General features: G+C 70.0%; 18 protein-coding genes. 7 read left to right on the top strand and 11 right to left on the bottom strand.

Annotated elements, in window-relative coordinates:
* Positions 1-531, bottom strand: a 531-nt coding sequence (locus M3C17_RS17005; protein ID WP_259979155.1) for an alpha/beta fold hydrolase, incomplete at its 3' end; no start/stop codon positions are given.
* 145 nt (positions 532-676) lie between these two features.
* Positions 677-2,068 carry a M20/M25/M40 family metallo-hydrolase gene (locus M3C17_RS17000; protein WP_259979154.1) on the bottom strand — a complete coding sequence of 464 codons (1,392 nt, stop codon included), beginning with the start codon at positions 2,066-2,068 and terminating at the stop codon, positions 677-679.
* A gap of 215 nt (positions 2,069-2,283) precedes the next feature.
* On the opposite strand from M3C17_RS17000, the gene M3C17_RS16995 reads away from it, so the two are divergent.
* The 3 genes from M3C17_RS16995 (at position 2,284) to M3C17_RS16985 (ending at position 6,900) form a co-directional block, all read left to right on the top strand.
* Entirely contained in the window at positions 2,284-3,165 is an 882-nt protein-coding gene (locus tag M3C17_RS16995; protein WP_259979153.1) for a manganese catalase family protein, read from the top strand.
* A 5-nt stretch (positions 3,166-3,170) separates the two neighbouring features.
* Entirely contained in the window at positions 3,171-4,205 is a 1,035-nt protein-coding gene (locus M3C17_RS16990; RefSeq protein WP_259979152.1) for an SDR family oxidoreductase, read from the top strand.
* Positions 4,206-4,539: 334 nt separating this feature from the next.
* Positions 4,540-6,900 (top strand): glycoside hydrolase family 65 protein, encoded by a 2,361-nt coding sequence (locus tag M3C17_RS16985; RefSeq protein ID WP_259979151.1) that lies wholly within the window; start codon positions 4,540-4,542, stop codon positions 6,898-6,900.
* Positions 6,901-6,963: 63 nt separating this feature from the next.
* On the opposite strand, the gene M3C17_RS16980 is transcribed toward M3C17_RS16985, so the two are convergent.
* Positions 6,964-7,341, bottom strand: a complete 378-nt coding sequence (locus M3C17_RS16980; RefSeq protein ID WP_259979150.1) for a MerR family transcriptional regulator — start codon at positions 7,339-7,341, stop codon at positions 6,964-6,966.
* A gap of 26 nt (positions 7,342-7,367) precedes the next feature.
* On the opposite strand from M3C17_RS16980, the gene M3C17_RS16975 reads away from it, so the two are divergent.
* Positions 7,368-8,171 (top strand): aminotransferase class IV family protein, encoded by an 804-nt coding sequence (locus tag M3C17_RS16975; protein ID WP_259979149.1) that lies wholly within the window; start codon positions 7,368-7,370, stop codon positions 8,169-8,171.
* 59 nt (positions 8,172-8,230) lie between these two features.
* Here the strand turns inward: M3C17_RS16975 and M3C17_RS16970 are convergent, their stop codons facing one another.
* The 6 genes from M3C17_RS16970 to M3C17_RS16945 form a co-directional block, all read right to left on the bottom strand.
* On the bottom strand, positions 8,231-8,578 hold the full coding sequence (locus M3C17_RS16970) for a hypothetical protein (RefSeq protein WP_259979147.1): 348 nt from the start codon (positions 8,576-8,578) through the stop codon (positions 8,231-8,233).
* Between the two features lie 27 nt (positions 8,579-8,605).
* Positions 8,606-9,085 carry a DUF4279 domain-containing protein gene (locus tag M3C17_RS16965; protein WP_259979146.1) on the bottom strand — a complete coding sequence of 160 codons (480 nt, stop codon included), beginning with the start codon at positions 9,083-9,085 and terminating at the stop codon, positions 8,606-8,608.
* Positions 9,086-9,159: 74 nt separating this feature from the next.
* Entirely contained in the window at positions 9,160-9,477 is a 318-nt protein-coding gene (locus M3C17_RS16960; RefSeq protein ID WP_259979144.1) for a hypothetical protein, read from the bottom strand.
* A gap of 134 nt (positions 9,478-9,611) precedes the next feature.
* Complete coding sequence (locus M3C17_RS16955) at positions 9,612-10,451, bottom strand: hypothetical protein (protein WP_259979143.1); 840 nt, start codon at positions 10,449-10,451, stop codon at positions 9,612-9,614.
* Positions 10,448-11,539 (bottom strand): redox-regulated ATPase YchF, encoded by a 1,092-nt coding sequence (gene ychF / locus M3C17_RS16950; RefSeq protein ID WP_259979142.1) that lies wholly within the window; start codon positions 11,537-11,539, stop codon positions 10,448-10,450. Before ychF ends, M3C17_RS16955 begins: the two co-directional genes overlap by 4 nt.
* A 40-nt stretch (positions 11,540-11,579) precedes the next feature.
* The gene (locus tag M3C17_RS16945) at positions 11,580-12,320 is read right to left on the bottom strand and encodes a class I SAM-dependent methyltransferase (RefSeq protein WP_259979141.1); all 741 of its coding nucleotides are present in this window, start codon (positions 12,318-12,320) and stop codon (positions 11,580-11,582) included.
* A gap of 59 nt (positions 12,321-12,379) precedes the next feature.
* Between M3C17_RS16945 and M3C17_RS16940 the strand changes: the two genes are divergently transcribed.
* Both M3C17_RS16940 and rmuC read left to right on the top strand, forming a co-directional pair.
* Positions 12,380-12,973 (top strand): exonuclease domain-containing protein, encoded by a 594-nt coding sequence (locus tag M3C17_RS16940; protein ID WP_259979140.1) that lies wholly within the window; start codon positions 12,380-12,382, stop codon positions 12,971-12,973.
* A 50-nt stretch (positions 12,974-13,023) separates the two neighbouring features.
* Complete coding sequence (gene rmuC / locus M3C17_RS16935) at positions 13,024-14,280, top strand: DNA recombination protein RmuC (protein ID WP_259979139.1); 1,257 nt, start codon at positions 13,024-13,026, stop codon at positions 14,278-14,280.
* 229 nt (positions 14,281-14,509) lie between these two features.
* Here rmuC and M3C17_RS16930 read toward each other — a convergent pair whose 3' ends face one another.
* Both M3C17_RS16930 and glpX read right to left on the bottom strand, forming a co-directional pair.
* Positions 14,510-14,815, bottom strand: coding sequence for a hypothetical protein (locus M3C17_RS16930; RefSeq protein WP_259979138.1), 306 nt, complete (start codon positions 14,813-14,815; stop codon positions 14,510-14,512).
* Between the two features lie 171 nt (positions 14,816-14,986).
* Complete coding sequence (glpX, locus tag M3C17_RS16925) at positions 14,987-15,973, bottom strand: class II fructose-bisphosphatase (protein WP_259979137.1); 987 nt, start codon at positions 15,971-15,973, stop codon at positions 14,987-14,989.
* 187 nt (positions 15,974-16,160) lie between these two features.
* Here glpX and fbaA point away from each other — a divergent pair.
* Positions 16,161-17,170 (top strand): class II fructose-bisphosphate aldolase (gene fbaA / locus M3C17_RS16920; protein ID WP_259979134.1); only part of this gene is annotated, 1,010 nt, incomplete at its 3' end.

Raw genomic sequence — 17,170 nt, 5'->3', positions numbered from 1 at the left:
CTCGATCGGGTGCGTCATGGGGAACAGGTGGTCTCCCCCGTCGATGGTCTTGATGCTCGCGCGCTCGGGGGCGGTGGCCTGCAGCCGCTCGCCGTTCGCAGGCGGCGTGTCGACGTCGGCCGTGCCCTGGATGAGCAGCACGGGGATGACCGGAGCGAGCGGGGTGTCCACGTCTTCGACGCCGAGCAGCGCCAAGCCGTTCACGCGGTCAGGGTGGGCGAGCGCGAAGGCCCTGGCGACCGTGCCGCCGAAGCCGTGCCCGCCGATCCAGGTGTCGCCCAGACCGGCCTGCTCGATGACGGCGAGCGCGTCCGCGACCCGGTCGTCCACCGACACCTCGGCGCCGTCCGTCCTGTGCCCGATGCGGAGCACGTGGAACCCGGCCTCCTCGGCGAGGTAGTGGCCGACCACCCCCAGCACGTCCGCTGCGAGGTCCCGCTCCTGGATGAGGACCAGCTTGACGGGACCGTCACCCTCGTCCACGAAGGGGATGGCGCGGCCGTCGGGCTCGAAGATCTGGGTCTCGGTCATCGGCGTCGGTCTCCTCGTGCCTTAGTGGTCAGGTCGCAGGCGGAGACCGCGCCGGCTCCGGTGTCCGCGCCGCGGCCGATGCCGCCTCCGTCCAGGGTATCCCGCCGGGAACCGCTCCTCCTCCTCACGGCCCCCGGCGGAATCTTCAGCGGCCGGCCAATTCCTGCCACAGGTGGCCGAGGGTCGCCGCGCCCCGCACGAGCATGCGGAGATCGATGCTCTCGTCGCTCGCGTGCCAGTGGTCCTCGGGCAGACCGGTGCCGAGGAAGAAGACGGGGGCGCCGAGCCGTGCGGAGAGCCACTCGGCGGGCCCTCCGCCGGCGTTGCCCATGCGGCCCTGCACCGGCAGACCGTAGCCTCGGGCGAGCGCGCGTTCCAGCGCGTCGAGCACGTCGCCGGACGGCGAGACGTACGGCTCCTGCGCGATGTCCTCGTCGACCTCGAACGTGTAGCGGGCCTCCGGCGGCATCACGGAGGCGACGAAGGAGCGCAGGAGATCCGCCACATCCGGGATCCGCTGGTCGGGCACCGTCCGCACGCTCAGCGACGCGGTGGCCTCCCGCGGGATCACCGACCGCTCGAGGCCCTCCGGGTCGCCGGCGAGCAGCGAGATCACCTCGATCGCCGGGCGCGTCCACAGGCGCTCCTTCGGCGTGAACCCCTGCTCGCCGACGATCGCGCGGGTATCGGTGCGCGTGACCCAGTCGTCCTCCGTGAAGGGCAGCGCCTCCAGTTCTGCGGCGCGCGCGGACGTGGTCGGGGCCACGTCGTCGTAGAACCCGGGCACGGCGATGCGCCCGCCGTCGTCGTGCAGCCGTGCGAGCACCTGCGCCAGGACGAGGGCCGGGTTGAGCGTGACACCCGAGGCCGCACCGCTGTGCACATCGCGCGCCGGCCCTTCCACCGTGAGCGTCGCCGTCACCGTGCCGCGCATCGAGGTCACGGGGGCCGGGCTGTCCACCTGCCACTGGATCGTGTCGGAGAACACGACGAGGTCGCACGCGAAGCGCTCGGGGTCGGCCTCCAGCAGCTGCCGCAGGTGCGGGGAGCCGATCTCCTCCTCACCGTCGATCAGCAGCTTGAGGTTCACCCCGGGGGCGCCGTGCACGGCTTCCGCGGCACGGAGCGCCCACACGTGCGCCAGCACCTGTCCCTTCGCGTCTGAGGCACCTCTGCCGTACAGCCGTCCGTCGCGGCGCACAGGCGTGAACGGCGCCGTCTCGCTCCACTCCTCCGGCTTCGCGGCTCGCACGTCGTGGTGGCTGTACACGAGCACGGTCGGCGCCCCCGGGTCGTGCTCCCTCTCGGCGAACACGGTGATCGAGTCTCCGGCCGGCAGCAGCGTGGTGGCGAGCCCGGCGTCCCGAAGCTCTCCCGCGACCCAGTGCGCCGAGCGGGCGAGCTCGATGCGCCGCTCCGGGTCCGCGGAGACCGAGGGGATCGCAACCCACGCCGAGAGCCGCTCGACCATCTCGTCGAGGTGCGCGCGCAGGAAGTCGCCGATCGGATCGGCGCCCTCGTGATGCTCCGCGTTCATGCGACCAGCCTGGCCGGACGCGTGCCCGAGGAGCCAGGGCTTGACGCGCCGACGGGGCAGCCGCTATCGCACCGGGCCCGGGTCCCTCGGACGTCGGCACGCGATTGTCCCAGGCGCTCGAGCCTTTGGAAAGGCCCTCAGCGGATCCGCGACGCGGGCGTTGCATGGCCAACTCATCCCCGAAGCGGAATCCCCAGAAGAGAGAGGTGCCGAACATGTTCTTCCACCGACAGGAGCTGCAGTTCTCCGCAACCCCGGAGGCTCCGGACGCGGTCTATGCGCGAAAACTCCAGGAGGTCCTCGGCGGGCAGTACGGAGAGATCACCGTCGCCCTGCAGTACCAGTTCCAGGCCTGGAACATGCACATCCCCGGCAAGTACCGGGACCTGGTGTTCGGCATCGGGGCGGAGGAGATGGGTCACGTCGAGATGCTCGCGGTCATGATCGCGCAGCTGCTGGAGAAGTCGCCCCTCGGCATCACGGAGGACGCGGTGCAGGACGACCCCACCGTGGCCGCCATCGTCGGCGGGACGGATGTGCAGCAGGGCATCGTCGCCGGCGCCGGAGCGCGGCCGGTGGACAGCAACGGCAACCCGTGGCAGGGCTCGTACATCACCGCGAGCGGCAACCTGCTGGCCGACTTCATGGCCAATGCGAACGCCGAGATGCAGGGCAGGGTGCAGGTGGCCCGGCTGTACCACATGACCGATGACCACGGGGTGCGCGACCTGCTGAGCTTCCTGCTGGCCCGCGACACGATGCACCAGAACCAGTGGCTCGCCGCCGCGGAGGAGCTCAAGGCCGAAGGAGCGGAGACGCTGCCGGTGCCGAGCAACTTCCCGCTGTCGAAGGAGCACCGCGACGTGTCCTACCAGTACCTGAACTTCAGCGACGGTCCCGCAGCCGCCGAGGGCACCTGGGCGTCCGGTCCCACCCCGGACGGACATGGCGAGTTCAGCTACCACGAGGGCCCCACGACGACGGCGGAGATGCCGCCGCCGACTCACCCCGACGCACGCTTCTACGGCACCACGGAGCTTCCGAACCTCGTGGAGAAGGTCGCCGGGGCCGCGCAGGACGCGCTGAACAAGGAGTGACGCCGGTGCACACCACCGTGATCGAGGGGCGGCGCGGCCGGGTGTCGCGGCCGCCCCTCCGCGCGCAGGTGGTCGTCGTCACCGGCGGCTCGCGCGGCATCGGCAGGGAGACCGCGCGGCGCTTCGCCCGTGCCGGCGCCTCGGTGGTGCTGCTCGCCCGCGGCGAGGCGGCCCTGACCGAGACGGTGGAGGGCATCATCGCTGCGGGTGGAGTCGCGCGGGGGATCGTGTGCGACGTCACCGACGCGGAGGCCGTACAGGCGGCGGTGGACCAGATCGAGCACTGGTTCGGGCGCATCGACACCTGGGTCGGCAACGCCGGGGTGCTGCTGTACTCCGCCCTCGCCGACACCACACCGGAGGAGTTCCGACGGATCCTCGACGTCAACGTGGTGGGGCAGCTGAACGGCATCCAGGCCGCGCTGCCGCTGCTGCGCCGGGCGCACGGCGGCATCGTGTGCGTGAGCTCGGCGGAGGCCGTGGTCGCGATGCCGCTGCACGGCGCCTACGCCGCCTCGAAACACGCCCTCGACGGCACCATGGACGCACTGCGGCGCGAGCTGAAAGCCGAGCGGGCGGGGGTCTCCGTCACCGTGATCCGGCCCGCGGTGATCGACACGCCGATCTACCGCCATGCCCGCAGTCGCCTGCAGCACCGCCCGAGCGGACCGCGGCCGCACTACCACGCGGGTGCTGTGGCGGATGCGATCGTGTACGCGGCCGTGCACCCTGCGCGGACGATACCGGTGGGCGGTGGCGCACTGCTGCTCTCCGTCGTGCAGCGGGTGGTGCCGCGGGGGCTCGACGCGGCGCTCGGCCGGTTCGGCCCCGCCTTGATGCACACCGCGGAGGCCGCTCCGCCGCAGGTCGGAAACCTGGCGGGGCCTCTGCACGACCTCGAGCAGCGCGGCGGACTCCCGCATCGCGGCAGGGGCAGCGTCACCACGTGGCTGCGCGTGCACCCCGGATGGCGGCGCGCGGGCTTCGCCGTGCTCCTCCTCGCGGCCCTCGCACCCTGGCTCCGCACCTCTGCGCGGTGACCGCGCGACTCCCGGTCCCGCTTCCCCACTCCCGACCCGCTGCGCCTCCTGCGCCGCTCCCCCTTTTGCGTTCTTGCGCCTCCTGCGCCTCCTGCACCGCCCCCCTCTGCGTTCCTGCGCCTCCTGCGCGGCTCCCGCTCCGCGCCTCCGGCACCGCTCCCGCCTACCCGACGCACGCTCCGCCGCGCAACTCCCTCGTCCGTGCTCGCCGGTGTCGGTAGCCTCGGTGGTCACGCTCCACGGCAGAAGGGAACGCCATGCACCTCGTCGCACGACACCCCCGGTCGGAGCCCGATCCCGCACGCCGCGCCGGCATGCGAGGGGCGGGCCGCTCGTGACGGCGGAGTTCAGGGTCGAACCGTGGGCGGTCGGCATCTCCGGCGTCGACACCGCGCATCTGGCGCAGGAGGAGTCCGTGCTCGGTCTCTCCAACGGACACATCGGCTGGCGCGGCAATCTGGACGAGGGCGACCCGCGCGGCGTGGCCGGCAGCTATCTCAACGGCGTGTTCGAGGATCATCCGATGCCCCACGCCGAGGATGGCTATGGCTATCCCGAGACCGGGCAGACGGTGATCAACGTGCCGAACGGCCAGCTGATCCGACTTCTGGTCGACGACGAGCCGTTCGATGTGGAGCACGGGCGCGTGCACAGACACGACCGTCGTCTCGACCTCCGCGACGGCACGTTGCACCGCGAGGTGGAGTGGGAGTCGACGGAAGGGCGGCAGGTCCGCATCACCTCGACGCGGCTGGTGTCGCTGGCTCACCGGTCGCTGGCCGCCATCCGGTACCGCGTCGCGGCGACAGACACCCCGGTCGCGATCACCGTGCTGTCGGAGGTGCTCGCCAACGAGCCGCTGCCGTCTCCGCATGACGACCCGCGCGTGCAGGAACTGCTCGCACGTCCGCTGGAGCCGGTCGCCGCATACGTGCGCGGTTCGCGGGCGACGCTGCTGCATCGCACCCGCCGCAGCGGGCTGCAGGTGGCCGTGAGCGCCGACCACGAGGTGTCATCGACAGCGGCTGTCGCTCCCGAGGTCACGGTGGAGGCGGACGGCGATCTGGCCCGCGCCCGCATCCGGGTGGATCTGGCTCCGGGCGAAGAACTCGAGGTCGTGAAGTTCGTCGGGCACGAGTGGTCGGGCTCGCTCGAGGCGCAGACGCTCCGCGATCGGGCGGAGGAGGCGGTCGAGGAGGCCGTCCGGCGCGGGTGGGACGACGTCGCCACAGCGCAGCGGGAGGCTCTCGACGCGTACTGGGAGTGCGGCGACGTGCGCGTGGAGGGCGACGAGCGGCTGCAGCAGGCGGTGCGCTTCGCGCTGTTCCAGGTGTTCCAGGCGGCCGCGCGTGCCGAGGTCCGCTCCGTGCCGGGCAAGGGCCTGACGGGTTCGGGCTACGAGGGGCACACGTTCTGGGACTTCGAGGCGTTCGTGCTGCCCGTGCTGACCTCCACGGCTCCGGACGCGGCCCTCCAGGCGCTGCGGTGGCGGCACGCGACGCTGGACAGGGCCAGAGAACGGGCGCGCACCCTCCATCTGGACGGTGCGGCCTTCCCGTGGCGCACGATCGACGGCCGCGAGAGCTCGGGATACTGGCCCGCGAGCACGGCCGCGTTTCACATCAACGCGGCGGTGGCCGGTGCCGTGATGCAGTACGTGCGCGCGACCGGAGACACCGGGTTCGAACGGGAAGCGGGCGCCGAGATCCTGATCGAGACCGCGCGCCTGTGGCTTTCGCTCGGTCGCTGGGATGCGGACGGCGGCTTCCACATCGACGGGGTCACCGGCCCCGACGAGTACTCCGCGATCGTCGACGACAACGTCTACACGAACCTCGCCGCCCGGAGGAACCTGCGCGGCGCGGTAGAGGCCGCCAGGCGGCACCCGGACATCGCCGCGGGGCTCGGGGTGGACGACGCCGAGACCGAGCGCTGGGAAGCGTCAGCTCAGGCGATGGCGGTGCCGTTCGACGAGGAGAAGCAGGTGCACGCCCAGTCCGCGGGCTTCACCGCGCACGCGCCGTGGGACTTCGACGCGACCGGTCCCGAGCAGTATCCGCTGCACAGCTACTTCCCGTACTTCGACCTGTACCGCAAGCAGGTCCTGAAGCAGGCCGACCTCGTGCTCGCGCTGTACACGTCGCACGAGGAGTTCACCCGGGAGGAGAAGGCCAGGGCGTTCGCCTACTACGACGCGCTGACCGTGCGGGATTCGTCGCTCTCCGCGATGGCGCAGGTGGTGATCGCGGCGGAGGTCGGGCACCTCGACCTCGCGGCGGCCTACCTCGCAGAACTCGCGGCCCTGGACCTGGACGACCTGCACGGCAACACCGCGGAGGGTCTGCACATCGCGGCGCTCGCGGGCATCTGGACAGGCATCACCGCGGGCTTCGGCGGCATGCGCGACAGCGACCACGGGCTCTCCTTCCATCCGCGGCTGCCGCAGGGCATCACTCGCCTCGGCTTCGGGGTGCGCCAGCACGGTCGCATCCTGCACCTCGACATCACGCCGCAGGAGACGACGTACCGCCTCAGCGCGGGCGAGCCGCTCAGCCTGCGACATGCCGGCGAGGAGCTCGTGCTCAGCGCGGGCGACCCCGTCACGGTGCAGAACCCCGCCCCGGATCCGGCCCTCACCCCGGAACCGCGTCAGCCGCGCTGGCGCGAGCCCGGACGCCCCCGCGCCGGCGACTGATCCCGCGCGAGATTGCCCGAACACGGGGCCGCGGTGAGGCGCCTCACCGAAGCCAGCGGTGCGTCACGTGGTCGACGCGTCGATGAGCCCCTGGAGGGCGGCCCTGGTCGTGGTGAGTTCGGCGATGCGCCCGTCGTAGACCTGGAGGTGCTCGACCAGCATCGGCACCGCGCAGGGCTCCAGGCGGTCGGTGTCGTGGATGCAGTCGAGGAGTTCGCGAACCGCGGCGACCGGCAGCCCGGCCGCGAGCAGCCGCCGGATGGAGCGGACCTGTTCGACGACCGACGGGTCGAACAGACGCTGACCGGTGGAAGAGCGCTCGGCCGCGATGAGCCCTTCGTTCTCGTAGTGGCGCAGCATCCGCGGCGTCGTGGTCGTGAGCGCCGCGAGTTCACCGATCCGCAGCGCGCTTCCCCCGCGCGCTCGGCTTGCCTCTGACACTGGTGTCACCTCTTACGGTCGCTCTCATGACCACTTCGATCACGCAGTTCAATGGTAGGCATGCCGAGGCGGCGGACCTCGCGCCGCTGGCGTTCGCCGGTTTCGCCCACTTCACCGCGATGCAGGTTCGAGACCGCCGCGTGCGGGGCCTGGATCTGCACCTCGACCGTTTGCGCACGGCCAGCGACGAGCTGTTCGGCCGGCATCTGCCCGACGAGGTGATCCTCCAGCAATTGCGCGCCGCCCTGGCGGACGGCCCTTCGGATGCGTCACTGACGTGCTTCCTCACCTCGCGGCCGGGCGAGTTCGCCCGTGCCGACGATGAGCTCGACCTCGATGTGCTGATCAAGGTCGGCGATGCTGCGACACCACCGAGCGGGCCGCTCTCGCTCGATGCCGTCGAGCACGAGCGGCACCTCCCGCGCGTCAAGCATGTCGGTGAAGTGTCCAAGACGCTCCTGCTCCGACGGGCGAACGCCCGCGGTTTCGACGACGCCGCGTTCCTCGACCGGAGGGGTCGGCTGAGCGAAGCGACCATCTGGAACCTGGCCTTCTGGGACGGGCGGACGGTCATCTGGCCGGAGGCCGAGGTCCTGCCGGGTGTCACGATGCAGATCCTCGCGCGCCGGTTCGACGCTCTCGGAGTCCTTCAGCGGACGCAGGAGGTCCGCCCGGGCGACCTCGACACGGGTCTGGCAGCAGCGGTGATGAACTCGTGGTCGCCAGGCATCCCCGTCGCCCGGATCGGAGACCGGACGCTGGCGCAGGACCCGAAGTTCCTCAGGGTCCTCCATGCCGCGTACGACATCGAGCCATCGAGGAACGTGTGACATCGATGGACCAGACGTCGACGCGGTGATCGCCACGATCCTCAACGCCCGTCGCTCGGTCACCGCCGTGAGAACAGCCGCCAGACGTTTACGCGCTTCCATCGTCGGCTTGCGGCCGGCCACCCACCTCCGCTCTGGGCGCGGCGCGCCACGACGATGCCGTCGATGTCCGGGTCGCGCACGGCCTCGCGAGCTGCCGCGAGCTGCGAGTTGTAGTCCGGCGATATCGGCGCGAGGAGGACGCTCTCCAACATCGATTCGATGTCCCAGAGCACCCGCTGCTCAGCCTGATCGACGAACGCCGCGGGCTTCCCGCCAGTGGAACGGGCGAGCCAGTCGAACAGGACGAGGGCCTCCTCGTCGGTCAGTTCGAGAGTCACAACCGCCCCATCGTTGTCCCGCATCATGGACGAGAGCTTAGGGTGAACCTCGCGTCAGTTGTCGAAACGGAGCTCCGCGACGTCGCCGTCCTGCATCGCGTCCTCGTCATCGGTGAGAAACGCGGTCCCGAACACATCGCACCCCAGTTCAGCAAGGCTCCTGATCAGGTCCATCTCCAGCACGAATCCTCCTTGCGTGCTGTCGGAGTCTCCCGACCACCAGAGCCTGGTCTCGCCGCCCTGGCGGAGTTCCGCAAGCACATGCGAACGGGGCTGCAGCTTCGACACCAGCTCTCGGAGCGACGACAGCCCGGTCTGATCCTCTTCACCCGGTTCGCTCGCGACGGTGAGCGACCATCGGGTCCGCTGGTAGCGAAGATGCTCCGGTGCGAGGTCTCGCCCGGCACGTCCTGCGGGAGTGAGGTCGCCCTTGTCGCCAGCGCGGGTCGGTTCGAGTCCCAGCATCATGGAGATCTCGTTCACAGTCTTCGTGTCGCTGTACACGTCGAAGGACGCCCGATTGCCCCGGATCATGAACGAGAGCCTAGGGCGAACCCCGCCTCAGTTGTTGAAGCGGAGCTCCACGACATCACGCGCCTCGGTCGGCATCACGACCCAAGCTCCACGCGCACGCCGCCGCCCATATCGGCCTCCGTGTCGGTCACCGTCGCATAGATTCCCTCGGGCATGCCGGGGAGGGCTGCGACCTCACGGGCGAGCTCGATCAGGTCCGCTTCGGGGGCTCCATGGACGAAGAACAGATACTCATCGCCGAGTTCTTCTCCGTCGTCGTACATCTCCCCCTTCGAGCCGTCGAGCTGGAACAGGAACTCCATGACGGAGTCGATCCAAGGAAACGGATACTCCCCCGCGGGGACATCGCTCGGCGTCAGCGGGACATGTATCTCGACGAGGAGGTCAGCCATGCGGTCAGTATGGCAGCCCGATCCAGGCCTGTCGCCGCCACGCTCCTCGACCACCAGAGACTGGCGTCACCGGCGGGGCGGCCACTTCGATGCGCCTCAGTTGTTGAAGCGGAACTCCACAGCAACTCGATGCATCACCTGACCGCTTTCTCGATCTTGCTACGGGCCGCCTCCGGGAGCTGTACCCGAACGAAGTCGTCGAGTGCAGCTGGCTCTGGTTCTGTTCGATCCGCGACGACCTTCTCTTCCCATGTGTCATAGTTCGATGGGTCGGCAAAAACGATCACACCGATGCCGTGACGCCGAGCCTCCGTGATAACGCCTTCGAGAGCAACTGGTGGCTGTTGGTCGTCTGGAACGTGCAGCAGCACATACGAGTGTGTAGCCGCACGCCGATGGGCCAGCGCCTCGTAGACGGCAGTTACGTCGATCATGTCCGACGGCTTCACCTCAAAGGTGTGCACCGACAGAGTCTTCACAGGCAAATAGGTGAAGACCTGAACTTCGACGGCAACCAAGTCTGGCCGAGTCCATTTTCCGCCTGTGATCCGCCTCCCTGCCCGGGAGACATCCTCGACGGCGAGATAGTCGAATCCTTTATCTGACTGCCAGTCTCCGAGAAGCACTTTTTTCAGGGGTTCGTACAACGCGTCTTCCGGCTGACGAGGCAGGGCATACTCGGCACCGACTTCATCCACCGGCTCAGTAGTGAGTTCGGCGTCAAGGACCCGGGCGGTCGAACCGCCTCGACCGCGACCTCGGACCGCCTTTCCTTCCTCGACGAGAAGTTCACGCGCGCTCCAGAAGTCCTGCTTGTCTGCGCCGAGGGCGCTGAGCAACTCCGCGTTCGGCTTCAACGACCCGTCAACGGGAAGCTGCTCGAGGATTCTGTCCTTCAGCGACAGGCCGGTGGCGCCCTGCTCCTCGCTCCAGTTCGCCTCCGTAGCCGGGGCGGGGAGATCGTCCGTGTTCACTTGGACCCACCAGATGTGTTTCCGATACGGAACTCCACGACGTCGCCGTCCTGCATGACGTAGTCCTTGCCTTCGAGGCGCGCCTTGCCCTTGGCGCGGGCCTCCTGCACGGACCCGGTCTCGACGAGGTCGTCGAACGACACGATCTCGGCCTTGATGAAGCCCTTCTCGAAGTCGGTGTGGATGACACCGGCGGCCTGGGGGGCCTTCCAGCCCTTGCCGATGGTCCACGCGCGCGCCTCCTTCGGGCCCGCGGTGAGGTAGGTCTGCAGGCCGAGGGTGTCGAAGCCGATGCGGGCGAGCTGGTCGAGGCCGGACTCGTCCTGGCCCGTCGAGGCCAGCAGCTCGGCGGCGTCCTCCGGGTCGAGGTCCTTCAGCTCCGACTCGATCTTCGCGTCGAGGAAGATCGAGTCGGCCGGGGCGACGAGCGCGGCCAGCTCGGCCTTACGGTCAGCGTCGGTCAGCACGCTCTCGTCGACGTTGAACACGAAGATGACGGGCTTGACGGTCAGCAGGCCGAGTTCGCGGATCGGGTCGAGGTCGAGACCGCTGGTGGAGAGCAGGACGCCGCGCTCCAGCGCATCCTTGGCGGCCTTCGCCGCTTCCAGCACCGAGGGGTCGATCTTCTTGCCGCGCACCTCCTTCTCGTACCGCGTTATCGCCTTCTCGACGGTCTGCAGGTCGGCGAGCATGAGCTCGGCGTTGATCGTCTCCATGTCGGACGCCGGGTTGACCGCACCGTCGACGTGCACGACGTCGTCGTCGGAGAACCCGCGCACGACCTGGGCGATGGCGTCCGCCTCGCGGATGTTCGCGAGGAACTGGTTGCCGAGACCCTCGCCCTCACTGGCGCCGCGCACGATGCCGGCGATGTCGACGAACGACACCGCGGCGGGCAGGATGCGCTCGCTGCCGAAGATCTCCGCGAGCTTCTCGAGTCGCGGGTCGGGCAGGTTCACCACGCCGACGTTAGGCTCGATCGTCGCGAACGGATAGTTCGCCGCGAGCACGTCGTTCTTGGTGAGGGCGTTGAAGAGGGTGGACTTGCCGACGTTGGGCAGGCCGACGATGCCGATAGTGAGAGCCACGGGGTACGAGTCTACCCGGGCGCTCGCCGCGAGCCGCCCGTCAGCCGCGCCGAGCCCGGAAGGCCCTGGTCACGTACGGCAGCTCGATGGTGTCGTCGCCGTGCAGCCCGAGCTCGTCGAACAGCGCGTCCATCCTCTGCCGGATGCGCTCCTTCTCCGTGTCGTCCGCCGTGATGATGTCGCTTCGGGAGGAGGCCATCCGGTGCAACAGGTCGCGCGTGATCGGCCGGTTCCATTCCCACCGCTCCTGCTCCAGCGGGGCGAACGGTGCCGCCACCACGGGGTCACCCGCCGCGAGCATGACCTCGGCGTTGCTGCCATGCATGATGTCGGTGAGGCGGCGCACCCAGTCCACGCGGTCGTCCCGCAGGTTCCAGATCAGGCCGAGCACTCCTCCGGCCCTGGTGACCCTGCCCACTTCGGCTGAGGCGGCGACGGGCTCGACCCAGTGCCAGGCCTGGCCGAGCACGACGGCGTCGACGCTCGCGTCGGGCAGCGGCATCCGCTCCGCCGTGCCGAGGAAGGTCGGGACGCCGGGGACCGCGTCTTGCAGCGCCGAGAGCATGGCCGGGTCAGGATCGACCGCGACGACCTCCGCGTCCCCTGCGGCGACGAGGGCGCGCGTGAGCTTCCCGGTGCCGGCGCCCACGTCGGCGATGCGGCGGGCGCCATCGGGCATCCGCTCCAGCATCCAGGCCACGGCCTCGAATGGATACTCGGGGCGTCCGGCCTCGTAGCTGCTCGCCTGCGCGCCGAAGGAGGTCGCCTTGTCGTCGGTCATGTCGTCAGCCTACGGCGAGCCTCCGACCCGACGTCGGAGGCCCGGGAGAGAGTGAGGACGTGCCACTGGACTTCACTGCGATCGACTTCGAGACCGCGAACTCCAGCCCGGCCTCCGCCTGCTCGGTCGGTCTCGTCCGCGTGCGCGGCGGCGAGGTCGTCGCCACGGCGGGCTGGCTGATCCAGCCGCCGCCCGGGCACGACGAGTTCCAGGAGTGGAACGTGCGCATCCACGGGATCCGTCCCGAGCACGTGCTGTCGGCCGCGACCTGGGTGGACCAGTTCGACCGTCTGTGCGCCTTCGCGGGGGCCGACGTGCTCGTGGCGCACAACGCTGGCTTCGACCTGAACGTGCTCCGGCGCGCCAGCGAGGCCACGGGGCAGTCGTGCCCGCCGTACCGCTCGCTGTGCAGCCTGCAGGTCGCTCGCAAGACCTACCAGCTCGACTCGTACCGCCTGCCGCTCGCGGCCGCCGCCGCCGGGTACGCCGCCTTCTCGCACCACGACGCGCTGGCCGACGCGCTCGCGTGCGCGCAGATCGTGGTGGACGCCGCCCGTCGCGCCGGTGCCGCCGACGTCTTCGCGCTCGCGGATGCCCTGGGCCTGCGTGTGACCGAGCCCGCCATGCCCGCTCTGGAGCGTGCGGTCGCCTGACCCCCGTGGCGTCACGACCGAATGTCGGACGCCCTGGGCATCATGGACACATGGATGCCCTGTCGATCGTTCTCGTGCTCGCGGCACTCGCCGCGGGTGTCGCCCTCGGCTGGTTCCTGCGAGCCGGCCGCGACGGCGCAGCACTGGCGCGGACCGAGGCGGAGTTGGCGGCGGCGCGCGACGACCGCGACCGTCAATACGACCTGTATCGCGACGCCGTGGAGCACGCCCGGTCGGAGCAGCGCGCAGAGGCGCAGCGCGCGCAGCAGCAGAACGCGGTGCTCCAGGCCCTTGCGCCCGTTCGGGAGTCGCTCCGGCAGATGCAGAGCAAGGTCGAGACGATCGAGCAGGAGCGGCAGACGCAGTTCGGCACGCTCGCCGAGCAGCTGCGACGGGCGCAGGAGTCGGACGAGGCCCTGCGGGCGACCACGGAGTCCCTCGCGGGCGCCCTGCGGTCCACGTCGACCCGTGGCGTGTGGGGCGAGGCGCAGCTGCGCCGTGTGGTCGAGGCCGCTGGGCTCACGCGGCACGTGGACTTCGACCTGCAGGCCACCATCTCCTCCGATCGCGGTCAGGGGCGGCCGGACATGGTCGTGCGACTCGCGGGCGGCACGTCGATCGCGGTGGACGCGAAGGTCCCGCTCGATGCGTACCTCGAGGCATCGGCGCTGCCGGCGGGGCCTGCTCACGAGGCACAGCGACGCCAGCACATGCAGAAGCACGTGAAGGCGGTGCGCGCGCACGTCGACGCCCTCGCCAAGAAGGCGTACTGGTCGGGTCTCGAAGCCGGCCCGGAGTTCGTGATCTGCTTCCTGCCCACCGAATCGCTGCTGGCAGCGGCCATCGACGAAGACCCGACGCTGCTCGACTACGCGTTCAGCCGTCGCGTCGCGCTCGCGTCCCCCGTGAACCTCTGGGCGGTGCTGAAGACGGTGGCGTACACGTGGACACAGCAGGAGGTCTCCACCGAGGCGCGGTCGCTGCTCGCGCTCGGCACCCAGCTCTACGACCGGCTCGGCACGCTCGCGGGGCACGCCGATGACCTGCGCCGCGCACTGGAGCGCACGGTCGACAGCTACAACCGCTTCGCCGGGTCCCTCGAGTCGCGCGTGCTCGTGACCGCTCGCCAGTTCCCCGGGGTCGACGCGTCCGCTCTCGCCGCGCCGCCCGCGATCACCGCCGACGGGCGCCGCTTCACCGCCGCCGAGCTGCTCCCCGAGGAGGACGAGCCGTCATCGCACGCCCTCGCGGCCGATGTCGGCGACGTCAGGGCGCGCCTCGACGAGCACACCCCACCCAACCGCTGATCAGATCACGGCTCGGGCGGCGACGCACACATCGTAGATCTGGTCTGCCACGGCCGGCGACGCGCACATGGCAGATCGGGAGTGGCACGGATGGCGACGCGCCGACGACAGACGGTCGCGAGCGACGGGAACGGCGTGACGACGTCAGGCCGGGAACGACGTCAGGCCGGGAACGACGTCAGGCCGTGAACGACGTCAGGCGATGAGCGACGTCAGGCCGGGAACGACGTCAGGCGATGCCGGGCACGCCGCTGAGCAGCAGGATCACGAGACCGCTGGTCGCCAGGAACGCGCCGATCATCCACCAGGCGCTGATCTCGTGGCCTTCGTCGCGGCGGACGCGGAACAGCACATCTGCGCGTCGAGCCGGGTCCATGGCGGGCTTCCCGGCCGGGGCGGCCTGCACCGTGGGGACCTGAGGCGTCGCGGCACCGGCCTCGGCGTCGGCGCTCACCCGGAGGATGCGTCCCGTGTTGGTGGTGATGATCTTGGTCGGCGCGGCGCTCTTCGAGCCACTCGTGTGCTGCGTTGTCATGCGTTCGCCCTCCTGTGCCTGCGGTGCCTGGCGGCTCCGTCGACGGCGACAAACCCAGTGACAATTGTGACACGGCGCTCCCACCGACCGGCCACGTGGGCCGCGCGTGGCGATACCGGCTCGGTAACGATGGCCGCCTCGGCCTCACTCCTCAGCGGGACGTGCGGCGCCTCACAGCCACTTGGATACGAGGTGCTCGGAGGCGATACGGCGGAGGGTGCCCGATGCCCCGCGCAGGACGACGCTCTCGGTGTAGACGTAGCCGCGCTCGCGCCGCACGCCGGCGACGAGCTGCCCGTCGGTGACACCGGTCGCGACGAAGATCGTGTTGTTGCCCTGCACGAGGTCGTCGGCTTCGTAGACCTTGTCCATGTCGAGTCCCGCGTCGATGCCGCGCTGCCGTTCGTCGTCATCGCGCGGCCACAGCCGCCCCTGGATGTGGCCGCCGAGGGCCTTGATCGCACACGCCGTGACGATGCCCTCCGGGCTGCCGCCGACACCGACGCACATGTCGGTGCGCGCGTCGTGACGCGCCGCGTTGATGCCCCCGGCCACGTCGCCGTCGCTCATCAGCCGCGTCCCGGCACCGGCCTCGCGGATGTCCTGGATGAGCTGCTCGTGCCGGGGGCGGTTGAGCACCGACACTACGATCTCGTCGACCGGCTTGTCGAGCGCACCGGCGAGCTTGCGGATGTTCTCCCCGATCGGCAGCCGGATGTCGACGACGCCCACGCCCGCCGGGCCGGTGACCAGCTTGTCCATGTAGAAGACGGAGGAGGCGTCCAACATGGTGTCGCGGTCGGAGACGGCGATCACGGAGAGCGCGTTCTGTCGACCGGCCGCGGTGAGGGACGTGCCGTCGATCGGGTCCACGGCGATGTCGCAGAGCGGTCCCCGGCCCGTCCCGACCACTTCGCCGTTGAAGAGCATGGGAGCGTTGTCCTTCTCCCCCTCGCCGATCACCACGCGCCCCTGGAAGTCGACCGTCCCGAGGAATGCGCGCATCGCGTCGACCGCCGCACCGTCCGCGGCCTCCTTGGCGCCGCGGCCGATGAAGGGGACGGCGCGGATCGCCGCCGCCTCGGTCGCGCGCACCAACTCCATCGCGAGGTTGCGGTCGGGACGAAGCGGGCTCAGGTCGGCAGTAAGACTCACCATGACGGCCAGCCTACTCAGCGCCTTCCGCGTTCCTGCGCTCCTTTCGGCCGATATCTCGCGAAGGAATCACGATTCTTTACAGCTCAGCAGATCCATCCCCCGGTAACCCCGGTCACGACGGAGGTGTGCGCGCACCCGCCCCGATAGAGTGGCAGCTGTCCCGGCTTCACCTACCGCAGGAGTTCTCATGCCCGTCGCCACCCCGGATCAGTACGCCGACATGCTCGACCGCGCGAAGGCCGGCGGCTTCGCGTATCCCGCGTTCAACGTCTCGAGCTCGCAGACCATCAACGCCGTGCTGCAGGGGCTCACGGAGGCCGGCTCCGACGGCATCATCCAGGTCACCACCGGCGGCGCCGACTACTTCGCCGGCCACACCGTGAAGGCCCGCGCGACCGGCGCGCTCGCGTTCGCCCGCTACGCGACCGAGGTCGCCAAGAACTACCCCATCACCGTCGCGCTGCACACCGACCACTGCCCGAAGGACGCCCTCGCCGGATTCGTCGAGCCGCTGATCGCCGCGTCCGAGGAAGAGGTCAAGGCCGGCCGCAACCCGATCTTCCAGTCGCACATGTGGGACGGCTCGGCGGTGCCGCTCGCGGAGAACATCGAGATCGCCAAGGATCTGCTCCCCCGCATGAAGGCCATCAACGCGATCCTCGAGGTCGAGATCGGCGTCGTCGGCGGCGAGGAGGACGGCGTGCAGCACGAGGGCTCGAACGAGGCCCTGTACACGACGTTCGGCGATGTCGACCAGGCCGTGCAGGCTCTGGGCCTCGGCGAGCAGGGCCGCTACATCGCCGCCCTCACCTTCGGCAACGTGCACGGGGTGTACAAACCGGGCGGTGTCAAGCTGCGCCCCGAGCTCCTCGGCGAGATCCAGGCCCAGGTCGCCGCGAAGTACAACACGGGCGAGAAGCCGCTGGACCTCGTCTTCCACGGCGGCTCCGGCTCCACCGACGAGGAGATCGCGCTCGCGGTCGCCAACGGCGTGGTGAAGATGAACATCGACACGGACACGCAGTACGCGTACACCCGCGCGATCGCCGACTACATGTTCAAGAACTACGACGGCGTGCTCAAGGTCGACGGCGAAGTGGGCAACAAGAAGCAGTACGACCCGCGCGCCTGGGGCAAGATCGCCGAGACGGCGATGGCCGCCCGCGTGGTCGAGTCGACGCGCCAGCTGGGCTCTTT

It is taken from the genome of Microbacterium sp. p3-SID336, from assembly GCF_025143365.1.
In the GTDB taxonomy this organism is placed as follows: Bacteria; Actinomycetota; Actinomycetes; order Actinomycetales; family Microbacteriaceae; genus Microbacterium.
Note: the sequence above shows the minus strand (reverse complement) of the source record. Positions and strands in the feature narration are given on the sequence as shown.

Coding starts and splice junctions, on each gene's coding strand:
- M3C17_RS16960 (WP_259979144.1), bottom strand. CDS start 9,477: ATGGCTGACCTCCTCGTCGAGATACATGTCCCGCTGACGCCGAGCGAT.
- M3C17_RS17000 (WP_259979154.1), bottom strand. CDS start 2,068: ATGAACGCGGAGCATCACGAGGGCGCCGATCCGATCGGCGACTTCCTG.
- M3C17_RS16970 (WP_259979147.1), bottom strand. CDS start 8,578: ATGATGCGGGACAACGATGGGGCGGTTGTGACTCTCGAACTGACCGAC.
- M3C17_RS16945 (WP_259979141.1), bottom strand. CDS start 12,320: ATGACCGACGACAAGGCGACCTCCTTCGGCGCGCAGGCGAGCAGCTAC.
- M3C17_RS16995 (WP_259979153.1), top strand. CDS start 2,284: ATGTTCTTCCACCGACAGGAGCTGCAGTTCTCCGCAACCCCGGAGGCT.
- M3C17_RS16965 (WP_259979146.1), bottom strand. CDS start 9,085: ATGATCCGGGGCAATCGGGCGTCCTTCGACGTGTACAGCGACACGAAG.
- glpX (WP_259979137.1), bottom strand. CDS start 15,973: ATGGTGAGTCTTACTGCCGACCTGAGCCCGCTTCGTCCCGACCGCAAC.
- M3C17_RS16975 (WP_259979149.1), top strand. CDS start 7,368: ATGACCACTTCGATCACGCAGTTCAATGGTAGGCATGCCGAGGCGGCG.
- rmuC (WP_259979139.1), top strand. CDS start 13,024: ATGGATGCCCTGTCGATCGTTCTCGTGCTCGCGGCACTCGCCGCGGGT.
- M3C17_RS16930 (WP_259979138.1), bottom strand. CDS start 14,815: ATGACAACGCAGCACACGAGTGGCTCGAAGAGCGCCGCGCCGACCAAG.